The sequence below is a fragment of the Streptomyces sp. NPDC027672 genome (assembly GCF_055566335.1).
The window spans coordinates 617,428-642,874 of sequence record NZ_JBVHSO010000004.1; the positions used below are offsets into that span (position 1 = coordinate 617,428).

Below are 25,447 nucleotides of genomic sequence, written 5' to 3' on the forward strand. Positions count from 1 at the left end.
GCAGGCCCGTCATGGCCGGCCGTACGGTCACACCGGCCGGCCGGCGCGGGTGGCGTTCCGTTTGCCCAGGTCAGGGCGATTGTCAGTGGGCGGGTGCAGGATGGACGCATGGTCAGCTCCGCACACCGGGCCTTGGACGGCTTCTCCCCCGCGACCCGCGGCTGGTTCACGGGGGCCTTCTCCGCGCCCACCGCCGCCCAGGCCGGCGCGTGGCAGGCCATCCGGGAGGGCTCGGACGTGCTGGTGGTCGCCCCGACCGGCTCGGGCAAGACGCTGGCCGCGTTCCTCGCCGCCCTGGACGAGCTGGCCTCCGCTCCGCCCCCGGCCGACCCGAAGAAGCGCTGCCGGGTGCTGTACGTGTCGCCGCTGAAGGCCCTGGCCGTCGACGTCGAGCGCAATCTGCGCAGCCCGCTGACCGGCATCCGCCAGGAGTCCGTGCGGCTGGGCCTGCCCGAGCCCGAGATCCGGGTCGGCATCCGGTCCGGCGACACCCCGGCCGCCGAGCGCCGCGCCCTGTCCACGCGCCCGCCGGACATCCTGATCACCACCCCCGAGTCGCTGTTCCTGATGCTGACCTCGGCCACGCGCGACGCGCTCACGGGCGTGGACACGGTGATCCTGGACGAGGTGCACGCGGTCGCGGGCACCAAGCGCGGCGCGCATCTCGCGCTCTCCCTGGAGCGGCTGGACGAACTGCTGCCGCGGCCCGCCCGCCGGATCGGCCTGTCGGCGACCGTGCGCCCGGTCGACGAGGTGGCCCGCTATCTGTCGCCGCGCCGGAAGGTGGAGATCGTCCAGCCGGAGTCCGGCAAGGAGTTCGACCTCTCCGTGGTCGTCCCGGTGGAGGACATGGGCGAGCTGGGCGGCGCCCCGGCCGCCGACGCCGCCGAGGGCGGGGAGCGGCCGTCGATCTGGCCGCATGTGGAGGAGCGCATCGCCGACCTGGTGCAGGCCCACCGGTCCACGATCGTGTTCGCCAACTCGCGCCGTCTGGCGGAGCGGCTGTGCAACCGGCTCAACGAGATCGCGTACGAACGGGCGACCGGTGAGCCGCTGGCGGAGCACCACTCCCCGGCTCAGCTGATGGGCGGGTCGGGCGCGGCCCAGGGCGCGCCGCAGGTGATCGCCCGCGCGCACCACGGGTCGGTGTCCAAGGAGCAGCGGGCCCTGGTCGAGGAGGACCTGAAGGCCGGCCGGCTGCCCGCGGTGGTGGCCACCTCCAGTCTGGAACTGGGCATCGACATGGGTGCCGTGGACCTGGTCGTGCAGGTCGAGTCGCCGCCGTCGGTCGCCTCCGGGCTCCAGCGCGTGGGCCGCGCGGGGCACCAGGTCGGCGCGGTCTCGACCGGTGTCGTCTTCCCGAAGTACCGGGGCGATCTGGTGCAGGCGGCCGTGGTCACGGAGCGGATGCGCACGGGTGCCATCGAGTCGCTGCGGGTGCCCGCGAACCCGCTGGACGTGCTCGCGCAGCAGGTGGTGGCCATGACGGCGCTGGACACCTGGCAGTTCGACGACCTGCTGGCCGTGGTGCGCCGCGCGGCCCCGTTCGCCTCGCTGCCGGAGTCGGCGTTCACGGCGGTCCTGGACATGCTCGCGGGCCGCTACCCCTCGGACGCGTTCGCCGAGCTGCGCCCGCGCGTGGTGTGGGACCGCGTGACCGGTGACATCACCGGCCGCCCGGGCGCGCAGCGCCTCGCCGTCACCTCCGGCGGCACGATCCCGGACCGCGGTCTGTTCGGGGTCTTCCTCGCCGGCTCCGACCCCAAGAAGGGCGGCGGCCGGGTCGGCGAGCTGGACGAGGAGATGGTCTACGAGTCCCGGGTGGGCGACGTCTTCACGCTGGGCACGAGCTCCTGGCGGATCGAGGACATCACCCGTGACCGCGTCCTGGTCTCGCCCGCCCCGGGCGTGCCGGGCCGGCTGCCCTTCTGGAAGGGCGACCAGCTCGGCCGCCCGCTGGAGCTGGGCCGCGCGGTGGGCGCGTTCCTGCGCGAGGTCGGCTCGCTGCCCCGGGACGCCGCGCGGACACGGCTGCTGGCGGCCGGCCTGGACGCGTGGGCGGTGGACAACGTGCTGGCGTACCTGGACGAGCAGCGCGAGGCGTGCGGCCACATCCCGGACGACCGCACGATCGTCGTGGAGCGGTTCCGTGACGAGCTGGGCGACTGGCGGGTCGTCGTCCACTCCCCGTTCGGCGCTCAGGTCCACGCCCCCTGGGCGCTCGCCCTCGGTGCCCGCCTCTCCGAGCGTTACGGCATGGACGCGCAGGTCATGCACGCCGACGACGGGATCGTGCTGCGCCTGCCCGACGCCGATCTGATGGGCCTGGACCTGCTCGACCAGGAGCCCGTGAAGGCCGGCACCGAGTACGACGGCGAACAGGCCCCCATCGGCGCGGCCGACGTCGTCTTCGACAAGGGCGAGGTCGACCAGACCGTCACCGACCAGGTGGGCGGCTCGGCGCTGTTCGCCGCCCGGTTCCGTGAGTGCGCCGCCCGCGCCCTGCTGCTGCCGCGCCGCAACCCGGGCCGGCGCACCCCCCTGTGGCAGCAGCGTCAGCGGGCGGCCCAGCTGCTCCAGGTGGCGAGCGAGTTCGGTTCGTTCCCGATCGTGCTGGAGGCGGTCCGCGAGTGCCTCCAGGACGTCTTCGACGTCCCCGGGCTGGTGGAGCTGATGGGCGACCTGGAGTCCCGCAAGGTGCGCCTGGTGGAGGTCACCACCCCGGAGCCGTCCCCGTTCGCCCGCTCCCTGCTGTTCGGCTACGTCGCCCAGTTCCTGTACGAGGGCGACTCCCCGCTGGCCGAGCGCCGCGCCGCCGCGCTGTCGCTGGACTCGCGGCTGCTGGCCGAGCTGCTGGGCCAGGCGGAGCTGCGCGAGCTGCTCGACGCCGAGGTGCTGACCGAGCTGGAGCGCGAGCTGCAGTGGCTCACCGACGACCGCCGGGTCAAGGACGTCGAGGGCGTCGCGGACGTGCTGCGGCTGCTCGGTCCGCTGACCGACGCCGAACTGGTCGCGCGGGGCGCCGATCCGCACTGGGCGCGGGAGCTGGCGGGCGCGCGCCGGGCCATCAGGGTGCGGATCGCGGGCGCCGACCACTGGGCGGCCGTGGAGGACGCGGGGCGGCTGCGCGACGCGCTGGGCACGGCGCTGCCGGTGGGTGTCCCGGAGGCGTTCACCGAGCCGGTCAAGGACCCGCTGGGCGATCTCCTCGCGCGCTACGCCCGTACGCACGGTCCGTTCACCTCGGCGACCGCGGCGGCCCGGTTCGGGCTGGGCGTGGCGGTCACCGAGGGCGCCCTGCAACGGCTGGCCGGGGCCGGGCGGGTCGTCCAGGGCGAGTTCCATCCGGCGGGCATCGGCCAGGAGTGGTGTGACGCGGCGGTGCTGCGCCGGCTGCGCCGCCGCTCGCTCGCGGCCCTGCGGCACGAGCTGGAGCCCGTGCCGCCCGCCGCGCTCGCCCAGTTCCTGCCGCAGTGGCAGCACATCGGCAAGGGCCACGGGCTGCGGGGCGTGGACGGCCTGGTGCGCGCCATCGAGCAGGTGCAGGGCGCCTCCGTGCCCGCCTCCGCACTGGAGAAGCTGGTCCTGCCCTCCCGGGTGGCGCAGTACACGCCCGCCATGCTCGACGAGCTGACCGCCGCCGGCGAGGTGGTGTGGGCCGGCGCGGGCGCGCTGCCCGGCAAGGACGGCTGGGTCTCGCTCTATCTGGCGGACGCGGCCCCGCTGCTGCTGCCGGCCCCGCACCCACTGGAGCTGACCGCGCTCCACCAGTCCGTCCTGGACGCCCTCGCCGGGGGCTACGGCCTGTTCTTCCGGCAGATCGCCGACCAGGTCCGCGCCACCACGCACCCCGACGCCACCGATCCGCACCTGGCCGACGCCCTGTGGGACCTGGCCTGGTCCGGCCGGCTCACCAACGACACCCTGGCGCCGATGCGCGCCCTGCTGGGCTCCGGCCGCACGGCGGGTGCGACGGCGCACCGCGCCAAGCGTGCCGTGCCGCGCGGGCGCTACGGCTCGTTGACGGCCGCCGCGCGCACCGCTTCCCGCACCGGCCCGCCGACCGTCGCCGGCCGCTGGTCGCTGCTGCCCGTGGCCGAGCCGGACACCACCGTGCGCGCGCACGCGCTGGCCCGCACGCTCCTGGACCGGCACGGCGTGGTCACCCGGGGCGCGGTCGCCGCGGAGGGCGTCGAGGGCGGCTTCTCGGCGGTGTACCGGGTGCTGTCGGTGTTCGAGGAGAGCGGTCAGGCCCGGCGCGGCTACGTGGTCGAGGGGCTGGGCGCGGCGCAGTTCGCGATGGACGGCGCGGTGGACCGGCTCCGCGCGGTGGCGAACGCCCGCGAGCGCTCCCAGGGCCTGCCCGCCCCGGCGGACGGCCACGGCTTCGACTTCCCGGGCCCCGGGAACGGCCCGGGGTCCACGGCCGCGTGGCCGGCCCTGGGCGCCCTGGGGACCGAGGGCGGCCCGGGCGGCTCCGGAGGCGGCCCGGGTGCCCCGGACCCGTTCGGTGACGCGGACCGCACCCCGCACGGCCACACCGCGCCCGGCGCCCTCGGCACGGCCGACGGCGCCTTCCCCCACCCCGGCCTGGACGGTGACTTCACCTGGCCGCCGGACGACCGCCCCGCCGGCGGCCCGGTCCCGTCACGCGACCTCGCCGACCCGTTCGCCTCGCCCGGCTACGGCGGCCCCCGCGGCGCCGGCCCCGCCCACGGCCCGGGCGCCTCCCCAAGCGGGACCCCGCGCCGTGGCTACGGCTACGGCTACGGGCAGGACAGCGGCCGCCCGGGTTCCGCGGCGCCCGATCCCCGTGCCGTGGTCCTCGCCGCGGCCGACCCCGCGAACGCCTACGGCGCCGCGCTGCCCTGGCCCGAGCCGCCGACCGGTGCCGGCCACAAGCCGGGCCGCAAGGCGGGTTCGCTGGTCGTGCTGGTGGAGGGCGAGCTGACGCTGTACATGGAGCGCGGCGGTAAGACGCTGTTGGCCTGGCCCTCGGCACCGGACACCGCCGCACCGGACGACGTCCGGCTGCGTACGGCCGCCGAGGCGCTGGCCGCGGCGGCCCGCGCGGGCTCGCTCGGCACGGTCACGGTCGAGCGGATCAACGGCGCCCAGGCCCTGACGTCCCCGGCGGGCGCGCTCCTGGAGGCGGCGGGGTTCGTGGCGACCCCGCGCGGACTGCGCCTGAGAGCGTGACCCGCACCGCGCACCCCGGCCGGCCCGCCATGGCACGCTGGACGCATGCCCGAAGGTGACACGGTCTGGCAGGCCGCGCGGCGGCTGCACGAGGCCCTCGCGGGCAAGGCGCTGACCCGCAGCGACTTCCGCGTGCCCAAGTACGCGACGGTGGACCTGACCGGCCGCAGGGTGCTGAGCACGATCCCGCGCGGCAAGCACCTGCTGACCCGCTTCGAGGGCGGTCTGACCCTGCACACCCATCTGCGCATGGAGGGCGCGTGGAAGGTGTACGGCACCGGCGAGCGCTGGCGGGGCGGGCCGGCCCACCAGATCCGGGCGATCCTCGGCACCGCCGACCGCACCGCCGTCGGCTACCGCCTCCCGGTCCTGGAACTGCTGCGCACGACCGACGAGGAGAAGGCCGTCGGCCACCTCGGCCCCGATCTGCTCGGCCCGGACTGGGACCCGGAGCGCGCCCTGGCCAACATCCTCGCGGACCCCGCGCGTCCGCTCGGCGAGGCGCTGCTGGACCAGCGCAATCTGGCCGGCATCGGCAACATCTACAAGAGCGAGCTGTGCTTCCTGCTCGGTGTGACCCCGTGGCTGCCGGCCGGCGCGCTCCCCGCGGACCGCGCCGGGAAGCTGCCCGGTCTGGCCAAGCGACTCCTGGAGGCGAACCGCGACCGCCCGGTCCGGCAGACCACCGGCCTCCACCAGTACGACCTGTTCGTCTACGGCCGCGCACCCCGGCCGTGTCTGCGCTGCCACACGTCCGTCCGGGTGGCCGACCAGGGCGACGGCTCCCAGGAGCGTCCCACCTACTGGTGCCCCACCTGCCAGCAGGGCCCCGCCCCCGCGCCCGGCTCCGCCCAACGCTGGCGCGAGCGCTACCCGCGCCGCACCGGCTGACCGGCCGGCGACCGGGACCGAACTCCAGGCTGCGGCAGCCCCACGCGGAACACTTCACAAAAGGGCCCGGGTCAACGTCGCGCAGAAGGGCCCCGGGCCACCACGATCCGCACCCGGTGCCGCGTCCGGCACCGGCACCGGACGCGCCGGTGGCTCACGACGGACGGACGCTCACGACGGACGGACGGGCCCGCGATCCGGGCCCGGCCTCCACCAGCCAGCCGGTGTCCACCACAGGTCGGCGTCCACGACCGGCCGGCGTCCACGACGGGTCGGCGTTCACGACCGGCCCGGCGTCCCGCCCGTACCCGACGCCCTGGTGACGGCCCCGGTCTGCCAGGCGTCCTCCCAGCGTCCCGCCGCCACGGCCCCGGTCGCCCGTGTCTTGGGCACACAGTGCACGGGCAGCAGGCTGATGCCCCAGCCGCCGGCCACGACGGCCCCCTCCAGCACCCCCGAGCCCTGCCCGGCGGCGAGCCGCAGCAGCGCCCACCACCACACGGCCGCCGCCCCGAGCGCCACCCCCCGGAGCACTATCCGCACCATGCCCGTCATCACCTCCAGCCGGACGCTAGACCGTCACCTGGCCCGCGCGGGAGGCGCACCGAGGGGCTCACCGATGCAGGCGCCGGGCCGCGCGGCGTGGAGACGGCGGGTCTCCTCGGCCGCCGGCCACACCCGCTACGCGTTCTCCGCCTGGAACATCCAGTGGTGTTTCTCCAGGTCCGCGGTGATCGCGATGAGGAGGTCCTGGGTGACGGGGTCCGGTCCGCCGGTGGCGTCCACCCGCTCCCGCATCCGGGTGATCACCGAGCCCAGCGCGTCCACCATGGCCGAGACCGCGTCCGTGTCCTTGACCCAGCCCGCCGGTGCGGTCCTGATGCCGCTGACGGAGGCCACCGTGGCGGCGCGTCCGTCGGGCGGTACGCCCAGCGCCGAGGCCCGCTCGGCCACCGTGTCCGAGTGGGTGCGGGCGGAGGCGACGACCTCGTCGAGCTGGAGGTGGACGGAGCGGAAGCGGGGGCCGACGATGTTCCAGTGGATCTGCTTGGAGATCAGCGCCAGGTCGATCAGGTCGACGAGCGCGCCCCGCAGCGCCTCGGACACGGTCTTCAGGTCGGCGTCGGCCAACGGGCTCTTCACGACGTACATCCGCTTCCTCCGGTGGTTCGGCGCCGTCACGTCCCTCCCACGATGACCGCACCGCGCACCCCCGGCAAACGGGGCATCGGCGGACACACATCACCCCGGATGGCACAAAGGCCCCAGCCGGGCTCGTCCAGGTCTTCCTGGGCAGCCCGGTCGGGGCCTCGTTCGTCTCGGGAGGAGCGGGCCGCGCACGGACCTAGGCGGCGACCACGTCCACGGCCTCCGCGGGCGCCTTGATGGTCACCCGTTCCGGTGGCACACCGGTCACCGACACCGAACCCAGCATCGGCCGGACCGGGGTGGGCACGGGCTCGGTGGCCGCGGCGGACCGGGCCAGTTCGGCGAGCGCGAGTTCGTCGCTCACCTCTCGCATGAGTTCCGACATCCGTACGTCCAGCGCGTCGCAGATGGCGGCGAGCAGTTCGGAGGAAGCCTCCTTCTGCCCCCGCTCCACCTCGGAGAGATAGCCGAGTGAGACTCGGGCGGACGAGGAGACTTCGCGCAGAGTACGGCCCTGGCGTTGGCGCTGCCGACGCAGCACGTCACCCAGCAGGCGACGGAGCAGAATCATCGGTGGCTCCCTCCTCGGACCGCGTAGCCGCATCCTTCTCGCCCCACCGTACCGCCTTGCGCCGCGGCCGTGCGGGGAGCGATGTCGTGTTCACTCAGGGCTGCAAACATCAAAACCCCCCGTTCCGTTCCGTATCCTGTGCCCGCTCATTCCCAGTCTGTTCGCCCGCCAGCTGCTCCAGGAGCACTGCGAGTACGCTCCGTACACTCTCCATACGAATTTCCGCGCGGCTGCCGTTCAACCGCAGCGCCCCGACTTTTCCGCCACCGGCAGAACCGGCGCGGGCGGTGAGAGGGCCGTCGACAGCCACGTACACCGTGCCGACGGGCTTGCCGTCCTGCGGGTCCGGGCCCGCCACTCCGGTGGTCGCGATGCCCCAGTCGGCGCCGAGCGCCTTGCGCACCCCGGCCGCCATCTGGGCCGCGACCTGGGGGTCCACCGCTCCCCGCTGGGCCAGCAGGGTGGCGTCGACGCCCAGCAGTTCGTGCTTCAGCTCGGTGGCGTAGGCGGTGACCGAACCCCGGAACACCCGGGAGGCGCCGGGTACCCCGGTGATCTCCGCGGCCACCAGGCCACCGGTCAGCGACTCCGCGACGGCGAGGGTCTCGCCCCTCACGGTCAGTAGTCGCACCAGTTCGGTGGCCTGTGAACTCACGCTTGCCTCTCCTCCAACGCCGCGGCGCGCTCGGCCATTCCCCGCCGGCGCAGCACAATGGCCTGTCTTACGTAGTCGAGGCCCGTCACGACCGTGAGGACGACCGCCGCGGCCATCACCCAGAACCGCAGGCTGGCCAGCCATCCGGTCAGCGCCAGGACGTACATCCCGACGGCCACGCCCTGGGTGAGCGTCTTCAGCTTGCCGCCCCGGCTCGCGGGGATCACGCCGTAGCGAATGACCAGAAAACGCAGCAGCGTGATGCCGAGTTCCCGGCCGAGGATCACGATCGTGACCCACCAGGGCAGATCGCCGAGGGCGGACAGACAGATGAGCGCCGCACCCATGATCGCCTTGTCGGCGATGGGGTCGGCGATCTTCCCGAAGTCGGTGACCAGGTTGTACGTGCGAGCCAGATGCCCGTCGAACAGGTCGGTGATCATGGCGACGGCGAAGGCCGCCCAGGCCAGCGAGCGCCAGGCCGGGTCATAGCCGCCGCCCGCCAGCATCAGCGCCACGAAGCCGGGCACCAGGAGCAGCCGCAGCATCGTCAGCAGATTGGCGACGTTCCAGACGCTCGCCTGGTTGACGGCCGCCGCCGTGATCTTGCCACCGCGCGGGGGCCGGCCCCCGCCGTCGGGGCCTGAAGCAGAACCGGAGACCTCGGACGCCACGCCGTCGGCAGCGGCGGCGGAACCCCGGGCGCCGTGCGCACCGGAGGGGCCGCCCGCGGCGGATGCCGGGACTCCGGTCATCTGCCCGCCTCCTCACTACACGCGAGCGAGCCGGTCAGCGGCTCGGCCACCAGATCGACACCTTCCGTACCGACCACCTTCGCCTCGACCATACGTCCGACACTCAGGCCCGCGCCGCTCGTGAGCAGCACCTGGCCGTCGGTCTCCGGCGCCTGGTGCGCGGCCCGGCCGTAGACGCCCTCCTCCTCGTCCACCGACTCGACCAGCACCTGCACGGTCCCGCCGACGCGCTCCTCGGCGCGCTGCGAGACCAGCTCCTCGGCCAGCCGGGAGACACGGGCCAGCCGCTCGGCGACGACGTCCTCGTCCAGCTTGCCGTCGTACGTCGCCGCTTCCGTGCCGTCCTCGTCGGAGTAGCCGAAGACACCGATGGCGTCCAGCCGGGCGCCGGTCAGGAAGCGCTCCAGCTCGGCGAGGTCGGACTCGGTCTCGCCGGGGAAGCCGACGATGAAGTTCGAGCGCACGCCGGCCTCGGGGGCCTTGCTCCGGATGGTGTCGAGCAGCTCCAGGAAGCGGTCGGTGTCGCCGAAGCGGCGCATGGCGCGCAGCACGTCGGGCGCGGAGTGCTGGAAGGACAGGTCGAAGTACGGGGCGACCTTGGGCGTGGAGGTCAGTACGTCGATGAGGCCGGGGCGCATCTCGGCCGGCTGGAGGTAGCTCACCCGGATCCGCTCGATGCCGTCGACCGCGGCCAGCTCCGGCAGCAGGGACTCCAGCAGGCGGATGTCGCCCAGGTCCTTGCCGTAGGAGGTGTTGTTCTCGGAGACCAGCATGATCTCCTTCACGCCCTGCCCGGCCAGCCAGCGGGTCTCGTTCAGCACGTCGCCGGGGCGGCGGGAGATGAAGGAGCCGCGGAAGGACGGGATGGCGCAGAACGAGCAGCGCCGGTCGCAGCCCGAGGCCAGCTTGACCGAGGCGACCGGGGAGCCGTCCAGGCGGCGGCGCAGCGGCGCGCGGGGGCCGGAGGCCGGGGCGACGCCCTCCGGGAGGTCGGCCGGCGCGTGTCCGGGCAGCGCCACGGAGGCGGCCGACTCCTGGCGCTCGGCCGGGCTGATCGGCAGCAGCTTGCGCCGGTCGCGCGGGGTGTGGGCGGCGTGGATGCCGCCGGACAGGATGGTCTGCAGGCGGTCGGAGATGTCCGCGTAGTCGTCGAAGCCGAGCACGCCGTCGGCCTCGGGCAGGGCCTCGGCCAGTTCCTTGCCGTACCGCTCGGCCATGCAGCCCACCGCCACGACGGCCTGGGTTCTCCCGTGGTCCTTGAGGTCGTTGGCCTCCAGCAGGGCGTCGACGGAGTCCTTCTTCGCGGCCTCCACGAAGCCACAGGTGTTGACCACGGCCACGTCGGCGTCCGCGGCGTCCTCCACGAGCTGCCAGCCGTCCGCCTCCAAACGGCCTGCGAGCTCCTCGGAATCCACCTCGTTACGAGCGCAGCCGAGAGTGACGAGTGCGACGGTACGGCGTTCAGGCATGGGCTCAAGACTACTTCGTCTCACCGACAGCCCATGTCGACGGGGGCTGGCCGGTCCCGGCCGACTCCGTCACACCCGTCCGGCGCGGCCGGTCAGCCCGCCACCGGGTCGCCCTTGGTGTAGGTGAGGCGCTCCACCGCGCCGGGCCTGAACGTGTTCTCGATCTTCTTGCCGTTGACGTACAGCTCGATCGCGCCGGCGTCGCCCAGGATCAGGTTGATCTTGGTGGTGTCCTGGAAGGTCTTGGACTCGCCCTTCTTCAGCAGTCCGTCGAAGAGCATCCGGCCGTTGTGGTCCTTGGCCGAGATCCAGCTGCGTCCGTTGGGCGCGCCGACCTGGACGGTCACCTTGTCCTGGGGCGCGGCGGCGATGGCGCTGTCGGAGGGCTGGCTGGTCGGCTGGGCCGGCTTGTCGTTCTTCGGCGTGGGCGAGGCGGTCGTGTCGGCGGCGGGCGTGGCGCCCTCGGCGGCGATCTGGGACTTGGAGTCCCCGGAGCCGCCGGAGCCCTTGACCGCGGTGAACCCGACGAACCCGATCACGACGACGATCGCGGCGACCATCGCCGCCGTCCAGTTCGGGCCGCGCCGCTCGGGCCGGATCCGCTCCGCCTCGAACAGGGGCGCGGCGGGGGTGGGCTCGGGGCGGCCGCCGTGGTCGGCGTCGTACCGGGCGATCAGCGGCTCGGGATCGAGGTGGACGGCCCTGGCCAGCGTGCGGAGGTGCCCGCGGGCGTAGACGTCGCCGCCGCACGGGGCGAAGTCGTCCGCCTCGATGGCGTGCACGATGCCGATACGGACACGAGTGGCGGTGCTGACGTCGTCCACGGTCAGCCCGGCCGCGATCCGCGCCTGCTGGAGGGCGCGGCCCACGGAGGGTCGGGCTTCCTGGGACTCGTCTCGGAACGGACGCTCGTCTTCAGGGGAGTTGCCGATGGACACGGGGGCGCCTTTCGAGCGTGTAGCCACCTGTGCTGGAAGCTCAGTCTAGGGGGGTGACGAAAGGGTGGGGCAACCGGACGGTATGACTTTGTACGCCATCGGAATGGCACGACATGCCGATGGTCTGACAAGCAGGTACCCCAGGGTGAAGGCCCTGCCTGTCCTTTCGCTCAACTGGACGTACGGCAAAGGGGAACGGTTGCCCGTCACCGGCTAACGGGTGGGTCACGACCGTACGGCCGTACGGCGCAACCCACTGCGCCGTACGGCCCCACTCGTCACTCTTCGGTCTCCCCGCGCAGCAGCGCCAGCACACCGTCCAGTTCGTCGGGTTTCACGAGAACGTCACGCGCCTTGGAGCCCTCGCTCGGTCCCACGATGTTGCGGGACTCCATGAGGTCCATGAGCCGGCCCGCCTTGGCGAAGCCGACGCGCAGCTTGCGCTGGAGCATGGACGTGGACCCGAACTGGGTGGAGACGACCAGTTCGGCGGCCTGGCACAGCAGGTCGAGGTCGTCGCCGATGTCCTCGTCGATCTCCTTCTTCTGCTTGGTGCCCACGGTGACGTCGTCCCGGAAGACGGGCGCCATCTGGTCCTTGCAGTGCTGGACGACGACCGCGACCTCCTCCTCGGTCACGAACGCGCCCTGCATACGGGTCGGCTTGTTGGCGCCCATCGGCAGGAACAGGCCGTCGCCCTTGCCGATCAGCTTCTCGGCGCCGGGCTGGTCGAGGATGACCCGGGAGTCGGCCAGCGAGGAGGTGGCGAAGGCCAGCCGCGAGGGCACGTTGGCCTTGATCAGACCGGTGACCACGTCGACCGACGGGCGCTGGGTGGCCAGCACCAGGTGGATGCCGGCGGCGCGCGCGAGCTGGGTGATGCGCACGATGGCGTCCTCGACGTCGCGCGGGGCGACCATCATCAGGTCGGCCAGCTCGTCCACGATCACCAGCAGGTACGGGTACGGCTGGAGCTCGCGCTCGCTGCCCTCGGGCTGCTTGACCTTGCCCTCGCGCACCGCGCGGTTGAAGTCGTCGATGTGCCGGTATCCGTAGGCGGCCAGGTCGTCGTACCTGAGGTCCATCTCGCGCACCACCCACTGCAGCGCCTCGGCGGCCCGCTTGGGGTTGGTGATGATCGGCGTGATCAGGTGCGGGATGCCCTCGTAGGCGGTCAGCTCGACGCGCTTGGGGTCGACCAGGATCATCCGGACGTCCTCCGGCGTCGCCCGCATCATGACCGAGGTGATCAGACAGTTGATGCAGGACGACTTGCCGGAACCGGTGGCGCCGGCCACCAGCATGTGCGGCATCTTCGCCAGCGAGTGCATGACGTACCCGCCCTCGACGTCCTTGCCGAAGGCCACCAGCATCGGGTCGTCGTCCTCGGCGGACTCCGCGAGGCGCAGCACGTCGCCGAGGTTGACCATCTCCCGGTCGGTGTTCGGGATCTCGATGCCGACCGCGGACTTGCCGGGGATCGGGCTGATGATCCGCACGTCCGGGCTGGCCACCGCGTAGGCGATGTTCTTGGTCAGCGCGGTGATCCGCTCCACCTTCACGGCGGGGCCGAGCTCGACCTCGTAGCGGGTGACCGTCGGGCCGCGGGTGAAGCCGGTGACGGCCGCGTCCACCTTGAACTCGGTGAACACCTGGGTGAGCGAGGCAACGACCGCGTCGTTGGCGGCGCTGCGCGCCTTGCCGGGGCCGCCGCGGCGGAGCAGGTCCAGGGAGGGCAGCGCGTAGGTGACGTCGCCGGACAGCTGGAGCTGCTCCGCGCGCGCGGGCAGGTCGCGCGGCTGCTCGGGAGCCTTCTTGGTCAGGTCCGGTACGGCCTTGGTCAGATCCGGTACGGGCTCCGGCTTGGGCGTCTCCCGCTTCGGCCGGGCGGCGGGCACCGGCGTCGGCGCGGCGGCGGGCACCGGGGCGGCGGGCGCCTGGGCGGTGTCCTCGCGCTCGCCCGCGCCCACGCCCTGTGTGAGGTCGGCGACGACCGGGGACGGCGGCATGCCGTGCAGCACGGCACCGTCCAGCGAGGCGGCGGCCGCCGCCGCGACGTCCACGGCGTCCGGGTGCCGCTGCGGGTCCGGCTGGGGCACCGCGGAGCGCCGGGGACGCCCGCGGCGCTGGGAGAGGGCCGTCTCCTCGGCGGTGTCGGGGTCGTACGGCAGCGCGGCGGCGGAACGCCGGCGCGGGCGCGCGGGCGCCGGCTCGCGCCACTGCTCCTCGTAGGTCCCGTCGTCGTCGTACCGGTCGGCCTCGTAGTCGTGCAGCACGCCGAGGTGGACGCCCAGCCTCCGCAGCCGCTGCGGGATGGCGTTGACCGGGGTCGCGGTCACCACGAGCAGCCCGAAGATCGTCAGCAGCACCAGCAGGGGTACGGCGAGGACCTCGGTCATGGTGGACGTCAGCGGGGTGGCCGCCGCCCAGCCGATGAGACCGCCGGCGTCCCTTATGCCCTGCATGCCGGCGCTGCGCGCGGGCGAGCCACAGGCGATGTGGACCTGGCCGAGGACGCCGACGACCAGCGCGGACAGGCCGATCACGATCCGCCCGTTGGCCTCCGGCTGCTCCGGGTGCCGGATGAACCGCACGGCGATCACCGCGAGCAGTATCGGCACCAGCAGGTCGAGCCGGCCGAAGGCGCCGGTGACCAGGATCTCCACCAGGTCGCCGACGGGCCCGCGCAGGTCCGCCCAGGTGCCCGCGGCGACGATCAGCGCGATGCCGAGCAGCAGCAGCGCGACGCCATCCTTGCGGTGGGCCGGGTCGAGGTTCCGCGCGCCCTGCCCTATGCCGCGGAAGACGGCGCCGACGGCGTGCGCGAGGCCGAGCCAGAGGGCGCGCAGAAACCGGTAGACGCCCCCGGTGGGACTGGCGGCCGGCCTCACCGGCACGGGCTTGCGCGCCACGGCCTTCTTGGCGGGCGGCCTCCTGGCCGGGGCCTTCTTCGCGGCGGCGGCCTTCCTCGCCGGAGCCTTCGCGGGAACCACGGCCTTCTTGGCGGGCTGCTTCTTGGCTGCGGACGGACGTGAGGCCATGGGTGTGAGGTTACCGGGGGAGACGACGGCGGACACGTGTGCCCACAGCTTCACCCGTTCGTGTCGTGCCTGCCGGGGCGCGAAGCTGACGCACCTTCATCCGCAACTACAGCTCGGCCCGGCTCAGTTCTGCGACGGCACCGGGGCACCGCTGCCGCCGGTACCCGGCTCCAGAGCGTCGAGAGCGCGGCGCAGTCCGGTGAGTTTGCGCTCCAGATGGGCCGCCGTGGCCACCGCCGCCGCGTCCGCCGAGTCGTCGTCCAACTGCTTGGACAGCGCTTCGGCCTGCTCCTCGACGGCCGCGAGCCGCGCGGACAGCTCGGCGAGCAGCCCGGCCGACTCCTTGCCGGCGACCCCGCCCTTGCCGCCGCCCTCCAACTGGAGCCGCAGCAGCGCGGCCTGCTCCCGTAGCTGGCAGTTCTTCATGTACAGCTCGACGAAGACCGACACCTTCGCGCGCAGCACCCACGGGTCGAACGGCTTGGAGATGTAGTCCACCGCGCCCGCCGCATAGCCCCGGAAGGTGTGGTGCGGACCGTGGTTGATGGCCGTCAGGAAGATGATCGGGATGTCCCGGGTCCGCTCGCGCCGCTTGATGTGCGCGGCCGTCTCGAAACCGTCCATGCCCGGCATCTGGACGTCCAGCAGAATGACCGCGAAATCGTCCGTGAGCAGTGCTTTGAGCGCTTCCTCCCCGGACGATGCCCGCACCAGCGTCTGATCGAGCGCCGAGAGGATCGCCTCCAGCGCCAGCAGATTCTCCGGCCGGTCATCGACCAGGAGGATCTTGGCCTTCTGCACCATGGCCCGCCCTCCTCGCCCCGGCGGTACACCGGGCGCCGCCCCAGGGGACGACTCCCTTTCGCCGCCCGTCCTTGTGCCGGTCATCGTAGCCGCACCCCGCTTGTCACCACACCCTGTCACCGCGATGTCACGGTGCACGTACCGGAAACGCGGCCGGGCTCCCGATGGTTCCCGGAATCCGGGATTCCCGGCCTCCATCATGCAGCAACTCCCCGCGCGCCCCGGAGGTCCCCCTCCCCCGGGCGCGCCCCGCCGCGCCGCCCGGCGCCGTCACTCCGCCCGCATCCACCGGCGCATCACCGACAGCAGATAGTCGGGGTCGACCGGCTTGGTGACGTAGTCGGAGGCGCCCGAGTCGAGTGCCTTCTCCCGGTCGCCCTTCATCGCCTTGGCGGTGAGCGCGATGATCGGCAACCCCGCGAACTGCGGCATCCTGCGGATCGCCGTGGTCGTCGCGTACCCGTCCATCTCGGGCATCATGATGTCCATCAGCACCACCGCCACATCGTCGTGCTGCTCCAGCACCTCGATGCCCTCGCGGCCGTTCTCCGCGTACAGCACCGACAGCCCGTGCTGCTCCAGCACGCTGGTGAGCGCGAACACGTTGCGGATGTCGTCGTCGACGATCAGCACCTTCTCGCCGCCGAACCGCATCACGGGACCCTGCTGCACGACCCGCTCCGGCTCGGCGGCGACGGTCGTCCACTGCTCGGCCGCGCGCCGGGCCTCGTCGAGCAGCCCGCGCCGCCGGCGCCTGAAGAGCGCGGCGGGACCGTTCTGCGTCTCCTGGTACGACTTCACCTCGGCCGGCGTCTCGATCTCCGCCGCGGACAGCTCCGAGGACAGACGCGCCTCCGAGGCGACCAGGTCCCCGGCCTCCAGGGCGGGCAGGGACTGCTGGTAGCCCTGCGGCGGCAGCTCGCTCGGGTGCATCGGCAGGTAGAGCGTGAACGTCGAGCCGCGGCCGGGTTCGCTCTGCGCGTGGATCTCACCGCCGAGCAACTGCGCGATCTCCCGCGAGATCGACAGGCCGAGACCGGTGCCGCCGTACTTGCGGCTGGTCGTGCCGTCCGCCTGCTTGAACGCCTCGAAGATCACCCGCATCTTGCTGGCCGCGATCCCGATGCCGGTGTCGGTCACCGAGAACGCGATCAGCTCGCCGTCCGGATCGGCCAGCGAACCCGCCTCCAGCAACTGCTCCCGGATGGACTGCGGCACATCCGCGCCGGCGGTCCGGATCACCAGCTCCACCGAACCGGAGTCGGTGAACTTCACCGCGTTGGACAGCAGGTTGCGCAGCACCTGCAACAGCCGCTGCTCGTCGGTGTGCAGGGTCGCCGGCAGCTCCGGCGAGACCCGTACGGACAGGTCCAGGCCCTTCTCCGCGGTCAGCGGCCGGAAGGTGGCCTCCACGTAGTCCACGAGCTGCACGAGCGCGATCCGGGTCGGGGAGACGTCCATCTTGCCCGCCTCGACCTTCGACAGGTCCAGGATGTCGTTGATGAGCTGGAGCAGGTCGGAACCGGCCCCGTGGATCGTCTCGGCGAACTCCACCTGCTTCGGCGAGAGATTGCCCTCGGCGTTGTCGGCGAGCAGCTTCGCCAGGATCAGCAGCGAGTTCAGCGGCGTCCGCAGCTCGTGCGACATGTTGGCGAGGAACTCGCTCTTGTAGCGCATCGACACCGCGAGCTGCTCGGCGCGCTCCTCCAGGACCTGCCGGGCCTCCTCGATCTCGGTGTTCTTCACCTCGATGTCCCGGTTCTGCCGGGCCAGCAGCTCGGCCTTCTCCTCCAGTTCGGCGTTGGACTCCTGGAGCGCCTTCTGCCGGTTCTCCAGCTCCGCCGACCGCTCCCGTAGCTGCTCGGTCAGCTCCTGCGACTGCTTGAGCAGCTTCTCGGTCTTGGTGTTGACCGAGATGGTGTTGACGCTGGTCGCGATCATCTCGGCGATCTGGTTGAGGAAGTCCTTCTGGATCTGCGTGAACGGCATGAAGGACGCCAGCTCGATCACCCCGAGCACCTTGCCCTCGAACAGCACCGGCAGCGCGATCACCTGCGCGGGCGGCGCCTCGCCGAGCCCGGAGGAGATCTTCAGGTAGCCGTTGGGCGCCCGCTCCACCAGGATCGTGCGCTTCTCCTGGGCGGCCGTGCCGATCAGCGTCTCACCGGGCCGGAACGACGTCGGCATGGAGCCCATCGAGTAGCCGTACGAGCCCAGCATCCGCAGCTCGTAGTCGTCCTCGCCGTTGCCGACGCCCTTGCCCTCCATCAGCGGCATCGCCACGAAGAACGCGCCGTGCTGCGCCGACACCACCGGCGTCAGCTCGCTCATGATCAGTGAGGCCACGTCCTCCAGGTCCCGGCGGCCCTGCATGAGGGCGGAGATCCGGGCCAGGTTGCCCTTGAGCCAGTCCTGCTCCTTGTTGGCGATCGTGGTGTCACGCAGGTTGGCGATCATCTTGTTGATGTAGTCCTGCAACTCCTGGATCTCGCCGGACGCGTCCACGTCGATCTTCAGGTTCAGGTCGCCGCGGGTCACGGCGGTCGCCACGCGCGCGATGGCCCGCACCTGCCGGGTCAGGTTCCCGGCCATCTCGTTCACGGACTCGGTCAGGTCCCGCCAGGTGCCGTCGACATCGCGCACGCGCGCCTGGCCGCCAAGCTGTCCCTCCGTGCCCACCTCGCGGGCCACCCGGGTGACCTCCTCGGCGAAGCTGGACAACTGGTCCACCATCGTGTTGATCGTCGTCTTCAGCTCGAGGATCTCGCCCCGGGCGTCAATGTCGATCTTCTTCGTCAAGTCACCCTTGGCGATGGCCGTGGTGACCATGGCGATGTTGCGCACCTGACCGGTCAGGTTGGACGCCATCTGGTTCACCGACTCGGTGAGGTCCTTCCATGTGCCGGCCACACCCGGCACATGCGCCTGACCGCCGAGGATGCCGTCCGTGCCCACCTCCCGGGCCACCTTGGTGACCTGGTCGGCGAACGAACTCAGCGTCTTCACCATCGTGTTGATGGTGTCGGCGAGCTGCGCCACCTCGCCGCGCGCCTCGATCGTCACCTGCCGCGTCAGATCGCCGTTGGCGACGGCCGCCGCCACCTGCGAGATGTTCCGCACCTGCATGGTCAGGTTGTTGGCCATCAGGTTGACGTTGTTGCTGAGGTCCTTCCAGATGCCCGTCACGCCCGGCACGTGCGCCTGGCCGCCGAGGATGCCCTCGGTGCCCACCTCCCGGGCCACCCGCGTCACCTGCTCGGCGAAACTGGACAGCTGGTCCACCATCGTGTTGACCGTCGTGACGAGTTCGAGGATCTCACCCTTCGCGTCAACAGTGATCTTCTTCGACAGGTCGCCCTTGGCGACCGCAGTCGTGACCTCGGCGATGTTGCGCACCTGGATCGTCAGGTTATTCGCCATGAAGTTCACGGACTGCGTGAGGTCCTTCCAGGTGCCCGAGACACCCTGCACCTCGGCCTGCCCGCCGAGGATGCCCTCCGTGCCCACCTCCCGGGCCACCCGCGTCACCTGGTCCGCGAACGACGAGAGCTGGTCCACCATCGTGTTCAGGGTGTTCTTCAGCTCCAGGATCTCCCCGCGCGCGTCCACGGTGATCTTCTGGGAGAGGTCACCGCGCGCCACGGCCGTGGCCACCTGCGCGATGTTGCGCACCTGGGCCGTGAGGTTGCCGGCCATGCCGTTCACGGAGTCCGTCAGGTCCCGCCACACCCCGGCGACCCCCGGCACCTGCGCCTGCCCGCCGAGCCGGCCCTCGGTCCCCACGTCCCGCGCGACCCGGGTCACCTGGTCCGCGAAGGCGGACAGCTGGTCCACCATCGTGTTGATCGTGTTCTTCAGCTCGAGGATCTCCCCGCGCGCGTCCACGTCGATCTTCTGCGACAAATCGCCGCGCGCCACCGCCGTCGTCACCTGCGCGATCTGCCGCACCTGGGACGTCAGGTTGCCGGCCATGAAGTTGACGGAGTCCGTCAGCTCCTTCCACGTGCCGGAGACGCCGTCCACCCGGGCCTGACCGCCCAGCCGGCCCTCCGTGCCCACGTCCCTGGCCATCCGCGTGACCTGGTCGGCGAAGCTGGACAACTGGTCCACCATCGTGTTCACGGTGTTCTTCAGCTGGAGCATCTCGCCCGAGACGTCCACCGTGACCTTCTGCGACAGATCGCCGTTCGCCACCGCCGTCGTCACCTGGGCGATGTTGCGCACCTGCCCGGTCAGATTGCGGAACGCGGTGTTGACGGAGTCCGTCAGGTCCTTCCACGTGCCCGCCGCGCCCGGCACCTGCGCCTGGCCGCCGAGTTCACCCTCGACACCGACCTCCCGCGCGACCCGCGTCACCTCCGCGCCGAACGCCGACAGCTGGTCCACCATGCCGTTGACGGTGTTCTTCAGCTCCAGCATCTCGCCGGCCACGTCCACGGTGACCTTCTGCGACAGATCGCCGTTGGCCACCGCCGTCGTCACCGTCGCGATGTCCCGCACCTGCGTCGTCAGGTTCCGGAACACCGTGTTGACGGAGTCCGTCAGGTCCTTCCACGTACCCGCCGCGCCCGGCACGTTCGCCTGCCCGCCGAGCCGCCCCTCCGCGCCGACCTCGTTCGCCACCCGCGTGACCTCGTCCGCGAAGATCCGCAGCGTCTCGGTCATCTGGTTGATCGTCTCGGCGAGCCGCGCCACCTCGCCCCGCGCCGGCACGGTCACCTTCTGCGAGAGGTCACCGCTGGCGACCGCGGTCGTCACCTGAGAGATCCCGCGCACCTGCGCGGTCAGGTTGCCCGCCATCGTGTTGACGGAGTCGGTCAGCTCCTTCCACACCCCGGCCACCCCGGGCACCTGCGCCTGCCCGCCGAGGATGCCCTCGGTGCCCACCTCCCGGGCCACCCGCGTGACCTCGGAGGAGAACGACGACAACTGGTCCACCATCGTGTTGACGGTGTTCTTCAGCTCCAGCATCTCGCCGGCCACGTGCACGGTCACCTTGCGCGACAGATCACCCTTGGCGACCGCCGTCGTCACCAGCGCGATATCCCGCACCTGCGCCGTCAGCCGGTACGCCATCGTGTTCACGGACTCCGTCAGGTCCTTCCAGGAACCCGACATCCCGCGCACCCGCGCCTGGCCGCCCAGCTTGCCCTCGGTGCCGACCTCGCTGGCCACACGTGTGACCTCGTCGGTGAACGTCGACAACTGGTCGACCAGGTTGTTGACGGTACGGCCGACCTTCAGGAACTCACCGCGCAGCGGATGCCCCGCACCGCCGTCCGGCGCCGGCGTCCGCAGTTCCATGCGCGGCGACAGATCGCCCTCGGCGACCGCCGTGAGCACCCGGCTGACCTCCGACACGGGCCAGACCAGGTCGTCCACCAGCGCGTTGGAGTTGTCGACGGCCGCCGCCCAGGAACCCTCGCAGGCACCCGTCTCCAGCCGCTCCGTGAGTTTTCCCTCACGTCCCACCATGCGCCGCACCCGCGACAGCTCGCCGGTCAGATGCAGATTCCGGTCGGCCACCTCGTTGAAGACGGCCGCGATCTCCGACATCACCCCGTCGCCGGTCACCGTGAGCCGCTTGCGGAAGTTGCCGTCCCGCATCGCCACGAGGGCCACCAGCAGCCGGTTCAGGGCCGCCGTGTCCACGGTCGTGGTGCCGCCGCTCCTGCCCAGGGACGGTCCGCCTTTCGCGCGCGTCTTCGTGCCTCGCGTCGCCGCGCCAGACTCCACTGTGTCCCTCCCGGAGGGGTAGACCGTTACTGCTGTGCGCCGGCCGCTTGGGAGCCGGTGTGCCGGTCAACCGGCATACCGACGCCTTCCACGTACCGGTTACTTCCGCGTACGTCTGCCAGACGAGATCAGGCCACACCCAAGGCTGCTGCCCGCCACGCGCGGAACGCACGCGGGCCGGCCCGACCCTCATCAGCAGCTTGCCCAGTGTTTCACCCCGGCCCAACCAGGCCATAACAGTTCGGCAGCTTCGCACATCGTCCGCACACCCCGGGGCGTGAACACCCGCGACCGGCATCCGCTCGGACGGCGAAGGTAAGTAACCTTGCATGCGGCTGTCCAGCCGCACCGGTCCGACCGGCCTGGGCGGTGGCACGAGTACGAGCGGGCATCGGAGGGGCGGCCGGACACCATGACGACCGGACTGATCCCCGGGGGACAGCCCCCGGAGCCACAGCCGACGGGCGAGCCCGTGCCGCAGCAGCGGCGCGACCCGGCCGTCGCGCCGGCCCCGCATGCCGACAACCGGCCGAGGAGTTCTGTGATCACCGCGCGCGCGGCCGCCAGTTTCGAGCCCGTCGGACGATCGGTGGCGACCGCCCGGTCCTTCGTCCGCGACACCCTCCAGGGCTGGGGGTTCGCCGACATCGTCGACGACGCGGTCGTCCTCACCAGCGAGCTGGTGACCAACGCGGTCGTCCACGCGGGCACGCACGCCGACGTGCTGTGCCTGCGCACCGAGGACGGCGTGCGCGTCGAGGTCTCCGACCGCTACCCGGAGCGCGAGGTCCCGCTCCAGGGCAACGCCGCCGCCATGGGCAGCCCGGACCGCGAGGGCGGCCGTGGGCTCCAGCTGTGCGCGGCCCTCGCCACCCGCTGGGGCGTCGACTACACCTCCACGCACAAGAATGTCTGGTTCCAGCTCAACCTGCCCGAACGCCCGGTCGGCACCCGCTCCGCCGGCCCGGCCCTGCCGCCCGACCTGCTGCCGCTGGCCGACGGCCGGGTCCGCGTCGCCGTCCTCCAGGTCGACCGCAAGGGCAGCGTCAGCGCCTGGAACGAGGACGCGGAGGAGCTGTTCGGCTATTCCGCGGCCGACATCATCGGCAAGCCCCTCACCGACCTCGCCGCCTGGCCGCACACCCCGGGCACCGGCACCGGCATCGCCGAGGCGCTCCAGCTCTCCCGCTGGGAGGGCACCTACGGCATCCGCGGCGCCGACGGCCGCGTGGCCCGGGTGTACGCCTCCCACCTCAGGGTCCGCGACACCGGCGGCGAGCCCTCGACCGTCTGCCTCCTGGTCCGCGACCACGAGCGCGCCGTCCTGCAGTCCCCGGCCCGGATCCCGGTCACCGACCAGAACCAGTCCGCCGACGGCCAGGGCGCCGATCCCTTCGAGGTGTTCATCGGCTCGCCCGCCCCGGACGACCTCGACGGCCTCCTCCAGCGCACGGTGGAACGCGCCCGCGACATGCTCGACGGCGACTCCGCGTTCCTGCTGCTCGCCACCGACGACGAGACGGAACTGGAGGTCCGTGCCTCCACCGGCCTGCCCTCCGCCCGCCAGCGCTTCGCGCGCGTCCCGGTCGAGGCGGGCCCCGGGCGCTACGGCTCGGCGCGCATGCCCGCCGTCCACGACGACCTCGCCGCCGTGCCCGGCGCCGTACCGCTGCTCGCCGGCACCGGCATGCGCTCGGTGGTCACGGTCCCGCTGAAGGTCGAGGGCCGCCTCACCGGCTCCCTCGGTGTCGCGGCCGAGGCGGCGGGCCGGTACACCAACGAGGAGGCGCTGCGCCTGCAGTTCGCCGCCGACCGCATCGCGCTGGCCGTGGAGTCGGCCCGCCTCGGCGAGCTGGAACGGCTGCGCCGCGGCTCGCTGAGCTTCCTGGTCGAGGCGTCCGACCTGCTGGCCGGCACCCTGGACCGGGACCAGACGCTGGCGCTCATGGCCCAGATGACGGTCCCGACCCTCGCCACCTGGTGCGCGGTGTACACGATCGCCGACCAGGCCTCGGAGCCGGACCTGTCGTACGTCCTGCACGAGGACGAGGAACTCATCGACGGCATCAAGTCGTTGCTGTCGAAGATCCCGCCGCCCGACCCGGTGCCGACGCCCGGCGCCCGGGTGTGGCCGGCCCCGGGCGACGTCGCGCACCAGGCGGCCCTGCGCAGCTCGATGCGGAGCCTGGGCCTGTCCGGCGGTCCCACGCACCGGGTGTCCTCCGGTATCGGTCCGACGCTCGCGACGGCCGCCGCGGTCGGTGGCGAAACGGTCGTCCTGCCGCTCGTCGCCCGCAACCGCGTCATCGGCATGCTGACCCTCGGCAAGCCCACCGACGAGCACTTCCGCCAGGAGATCCTGGAACTCGCCGAGGACCTGAGCCGCCGGGCGGCCCTCGCCCTGGACAACGCCCGCCTGTACTCGGAGCGCACGGCCATCAGCCAGGCCCTCCAGCGCAGCCTCCTGCCGCCCGGCACCCCGCACATCCCGGGCATCGAGGTCGAGGTCATCTACCGCGCGGCCGGCGAGGGCAACGAGGTCGGCGGCGACTTCTACGACGTCTTCCCGATCGGCGACGACGCGTACGGCTTCGCGATCGGCGACGTCTGCGGTACGGGCCCCAACGCGGCGGCGGTCACCGGCCTGGCCCGGCACGCGCTGCGCCTGCTGGCCCGCGAGGGCCTGTCCGGCCCGGCGGTGCTGGAGCGGCTGAACTCCGCGATCCTCGACGAGGGCGACCGCAGCCGCTTCCTGACGCTCCTCTACGGCGAGCTGCGTCCGCGCGAGGACGGCAGCGCGGATCTGAAGGTGGTCTGTGCCGGCCATCCGCTCCCGCTGCGCCTGCGTCCGGACGGCCAGGTGACGGCCGCGGCCGAACCGCAGCCGCTGCTGGGCGTCATGGAGGACCTGGAGCTGTACGAGGAGACGCTCACGCTCGACCCGGGCGACGTGCTGCTGTGCGTCACGGACGGCGTCACCGAGCGCCGTGAGGGCACGCGCATGCTGGGCGACGACGGTCTCGCCGACGTCCTCACCACCTGCACGGGACTGACGGCGGGCGCGGTCGCGGCGCGCATCATGCGGGCGGTGGAGCGTTTCGCCTCGGACGCGCCCTCCGATGACATGGCGATTCTGGCGATGCGGGTTCCGGGCGTCCACGAGGACGCCTGAGAAAACACGAAAAGGCCCCACCCGGAAGGGTGGGGCCTTTTTTGCGGAGCCCCCAAACGGAATCGAACCGTTGACCTTCTCCTTACCATGGAGACGCTCTACCGACTGAGCTATAGGGGCCTGTCGTTCCGGAGGTTTCCCTCGCGGCGACGAAGAAACTGTACCCCGACCGGGCCGCAGTTCCCAAATTCGTTCGGGCCTGGTCAGAAGGCGGGCTGGAGCAGGCCGCCGAGGGCGTTGCAGGCGGAGACCGTCCGCTGCATCTGCCGTCTGGTCAGCGCCGCGTCCACGGGCAGCGCGAGCGTCTCGTCGGCGGCCAGCTCGGTCTCCGGCAGCGACACGCACCGCCGGAACTCCGGCAGCCGGTGCACGGGCGTCTTCACCGGCACCCGGCACTCCACGCCCCGGGCCCGCAGGGCACGCGCGAAGGCGTCCCGGTCGGGCCGGCCGTTTCCCGGCACGCGCACGACGTACTGCTGATAGGTGTGCCCGGCACCGCCGTCCGGCGTGCGGACGCCCTTGAGTCTGGCGTCGAGGAAGGCGGCGCGCTCCCGGCGCTGGGCTATCTCGTCGTACGGGGTCTCGGACTCGCCCTGTTCCAGCACCAGCAGCCCGTGCCGGCTGCCGAGCGCGCGCAGCCGCCCGATGTCCGCCCACCGTCCGAAGCGGTGTACGGCGACGACCGCCGCGGTGCGGGAGGTGACGGAGGCCTCGACGGCCGCCGGGGCGAGGCAGTAGGTCGCCGGGTCTATGTCGGCGAACACCGGGAGCGCGCCCGCCCGGGTCACGGCCTCGGCGATCTCGACGTTCCCGAAGGCCGGTACGACGACCTCGTCACCGGCTCCGACGCCGGCGGCCCTGAGCATCGCTGCAGTTCCCATGTCTGGGATGCTGTGCCCGGAACGTGAACGACACGTTACGGACAACGGAAAAAGGCCGGACCCCAAACCGAAGTTCAGGATCCGACCTTTATCAAGAATTGTTCGGCGGTGTCCTACTCTCCCACAGGGTCCCCCCTGCAGTACCATCGGCGCTGTGAGGCTTAGCTTCCGGGTTCGGAATGTAAC

Annotated in this window: 14 protein-coding genes, 1 tRNA gene and 1 rRNA gene; 3 read left to right on the forward strand and 13 right to left on the reverse strand. The window is 72.2% G+C overall.

Features of this window, described 5'->3' with window-relative positions; genetic code table 11:
* Positions 1-108 precede the first annotated feature (108 nt).
* Together ACZ4SV_RS13770 and ACZ4SV_RS13775 are read left to right on the forward strand one after the other, a co-directional pair.
* Positions 109-5,199 (forward strand): ATP-dependent helicase, encoded by a 5,091-nt coding sequence (locus ACZ4SV_RS13770; protein ID WP_468004110.1) that lies wholly within the window; start codon positions 109-111, stop codon positions 5,197-5,199.
* A gap of 45 nt (positions 5,200-5,244) precedes the next feature.
* Positions 5,245-6,090, forward strand: coding sequence for an Fpg/Nei family DNA glycosylase (locus ACZ4SV_RS13775; protein WP_397943211.1), 846 nt, complete (start codon positions 5,245-5,247; stop codon positions 6,088-6,090).
* A 279-nt stretch (positions 6,091-6,369) separates the two neighbouring features.
* On the opposite strand, the gene ACZ4SV_RS13780 is transcribed toward ACZ4SV_RS13775, so the two are convergent.
* From ACZ4SV_RS13780 to ACZ4SV_RS13825, 10 genes are all read right to left on the reverse strand, one after another.
* Positions 6,370-6,636 (reverse strand): hypothetical protein, encoded by a 267-nt coding sequence (locus ACZ4SV_RS13780; RefSeq protein WP_397943209.1) that lies wholly within the window; start codon positions 6,634-6,636, stop codon positions 6,370-6,372.
* 135 nt (positions 6,637-6,771) lie between these two features.
* Complete coding sequence (locus ACZ4SV_RS13785) at positions 6,772-7,242, reverse strand: Dps family protein (protein ID WP_468004113.1); 471 nt, start codon at positions 7,240-7,242, stop codon at positions 6,772-6,774.
* A gap of 193 nt (positions 7,243-7,435) precedes the next feature.
* A complete protein-coding gene (locus ACZ4SV_RS13790; RefSeq protein WP_365874239.1) occupies positions 7,436-7,810 on the reverse strand; it encodes a helix-turn-helix domain-containing protein in 375 nt (124 codons plus the stop codon).
* Positions 7,811-7,919: 109 nt separating this feature from the next.
* On the reverse strand, positions 7,920-8,465 hold the full coding sequence (locus tag ACZ4SV_RS13795; protein ID WP_365874241.1) for a CinA family protein: 546 nt from the start codon (positions 8,463-8,465) through the stop codon (positions 7,920-7,922).
* Positions 8,462-9,220, reverse strand: a complete 759-nt coding sequence (pgsA, locus tag ACZ4SV_RS13800; RefSeq protein ID WP_365874243.1) for a CDP-diacylglycerol--glycerol-3-phosphate 3-phosphatidyltransferase — start codon at positions 9,218-9,220, stop codon at positions 8,462-8,464. The genes ACZ4SV_RS13795 and pgsA overlap by 4 nt, the downstream gene beginning before the upstream one ends.
* Positions 9,217-10,689 carry a 30S ribosomal protein S12 methylthiotransferase RimO gene (gene rimO, locus ACZ4SV_RS13805; RefSeq protein ID WP_365874246.1) on the reverse strand — a complete coding sequence of 491 codons (1,473 nt, stop codon included), beginning with the start codon at positions 10,687-10,689 and terminating at the stop codon, positions 9,217-9,219. Before rimO ends, pgsA begins: the two co-directional genes overlap by 4 nt.
* A gap of 92 nt (positions 10,690-10,781) precedes the next feature.
* On the reverse strand, positions 10,782-11,627 hold the full coding sequence (locus tag ACZ4SV_RS13810) for a helix-turn-helix domain-containing protein (protein ID WP_468004117.1): 846 nt from the start codon (positions 11,625-11,627) through the stop codon (positions 10,782-10,784).
* Positions 11,628-11,905: 278 nt separating this feature from the next.
* Complete coding sequence (locus ACZ4SV_RS13815; RefSeq protein WP_468004119.1) at positions 11,906-14,668, reverse strand: DNA translocase FtsK; 2,763 nt, start codon at positions 14,666-14,668, stop codon at positions 11,906-11,908.
* Positions 14,669-14,791: 123 nt separating this feature from the next.
* A complete protein-coding gene (locus tag ACZ4SV_RS13820) occupies positions 14,792-15,472 on the reverse strand; it encodes a response regulator (protein WP_365874252.1) in 681 nt (226 codons plus the stop codon).
* A 270-nt stretch (positions 15,473-15,742) separates the two neighbouring features.
* Positions 15,743-21,208: a HAMP domain-containing protein gene (locus tag ACZ4SV_RS13825; protein WP_468004122.1), complete on the reverse strand. Its 5,466-nt coding sequence runs from the start codon at positions 21,206-21,208 to the stop codon at positions 15,743-15,745.
* Positions 21,209-21,620: 412 nt separating this feature from the next.
* Here ACZ4SV_RS13825 and ACZ4SV_RS13830 point away from each other — a divergent pair, with 412 nt between their 5' ends.
* On the forward strand, positions 21,621-24,380 hold the full coding sequence (locus tag ACZ4SV_RS13830; protein WP_468004124.1) for a SpoIIE family protein phosphatase: 2,760 nt from the start codon (positions 21,621-21,623) through the stop codon (positions 24,378-24,380).
* 47 nt (positions 24,381-24,427) lie between these two features.
* On the opposite strand, the gene ACZ4SV_RS13835 is transcribed toward ACZ4SV_RS13830, so the two are convergent.
* From ACZ4SV_RS13835 to rrf, 3 genes are all read right to left on the reverse strand, one after another.
* Positions 24,428-24,500 (reverse strand) — tRNA-Thr (locus ACZ4SV_RS13835).
* A gap of 83 nt (positions 24,501-24,583) precedes the next feature.
* On the reverse strand, positions 24,584-25,246 hold the full coding sequence (locus ACZ4SV_RS13840) for a DegT/DnrJ/EryC1/StrS family aminotransferase (RefSeq protein WP_397969846.1): 663 nt from the start codon (positions 25,244-25,246) through the stop codon (positions 24,584-24,586).
* A gap of 115 nt (positions 25,247-25,361) precedes the next feature.
* A 5S ribosomal RNA gene (rrf, locus tag ACZ4SV_RS13845) occupies positions 25,362-25,447 on the reverse strand; the annotation flags it as partial.

Excerpts from the sequence above, each read along its gene's own strand:
- ACZ4SV_RS13770 (WP_468004110.1), top strand. The coding sequence starts at position 109 with ATGGTCAGCTCCGCACACCGGGCCTTGGACGGCTTCTCCCCCGCGACC.
- ACZ4SV_RS13775 (WP_397943211.1), top strand. The coding sequence starts at position 5,245 with ATGCCCGAAGGTGACACGGTCTGGCAGGCCGCGCGGCGGCTGCACGAG.
- ACZ4SV_RS13780 (WP_397943209.1), bottom strand. The coding sequence starts at position 6,636 with ATGGTGCGGATAGTGCTCCGGGGGGTGGCGCTCGGGGCGGCGGCCGTG.
- ACZ4SV_RS13785 (WP_468004113.1), bottom strand. The coding sequence starts at position 7,242 with ATGTACGTCGTGAAGAGCCCGTTGGCCGACGCCGACCTGAAGACCGTG.
- ACZ4SV_RS13790 (WP_365874239.1), bottom strand. The coding sequence starts at position 7,810 with ATGATTCTGCTCCGTCGCCTGCTGGGTGACGTGCTGCGTCGGCAGCGC.
- pgsA (WP_365874243.1), bottom strand. The coding sequence starts at position 9,220 with ATGACCGGAGTCCCGGCATCCGCCGCGGGCGGCCCCTCCGGTGCGCAC.
- rimO (WP_365874246.1), bottom strand. The coding sequence starts at position 10,689 with ATGCCTGAACGCCGTACCGTCGCACTCGTCACTCTCGGCTGCGCTCGT.
- ACZ4SV_RS13815 (WP_468004119.1), bottom strand. The coding sequence starts at position 14,668 with ATGGCCTCACGTCCGTCCGCAGCCAAGAAGCAGCCCGCCAAGAAGGCC.
- ACZ4SV_RS13820 (WP_365874252.1), bottom strand. The coding sequence starts at position 15,472 with ATGGTGCAGAAGGCCAAGATCCTCCTGGTCGATGACCGGCCGGAGAAT.
- ACZ4SV_RS13830 (WP_468004124.1), top strand. The coding sequence starts at position 21,621 with ATGACGACCGGACTGATCCCCGGGGGACAGCCCCCGGAGCCACAGCCG.
- ACZ4SV_RS13840 (WP_397969846.1), bottom strand. The coding sequence starts at position 25,246 with ATGCTCAGGGCCGCCGGCGTCGGAGCCGGTGACGAGGTCGTCGTACCG.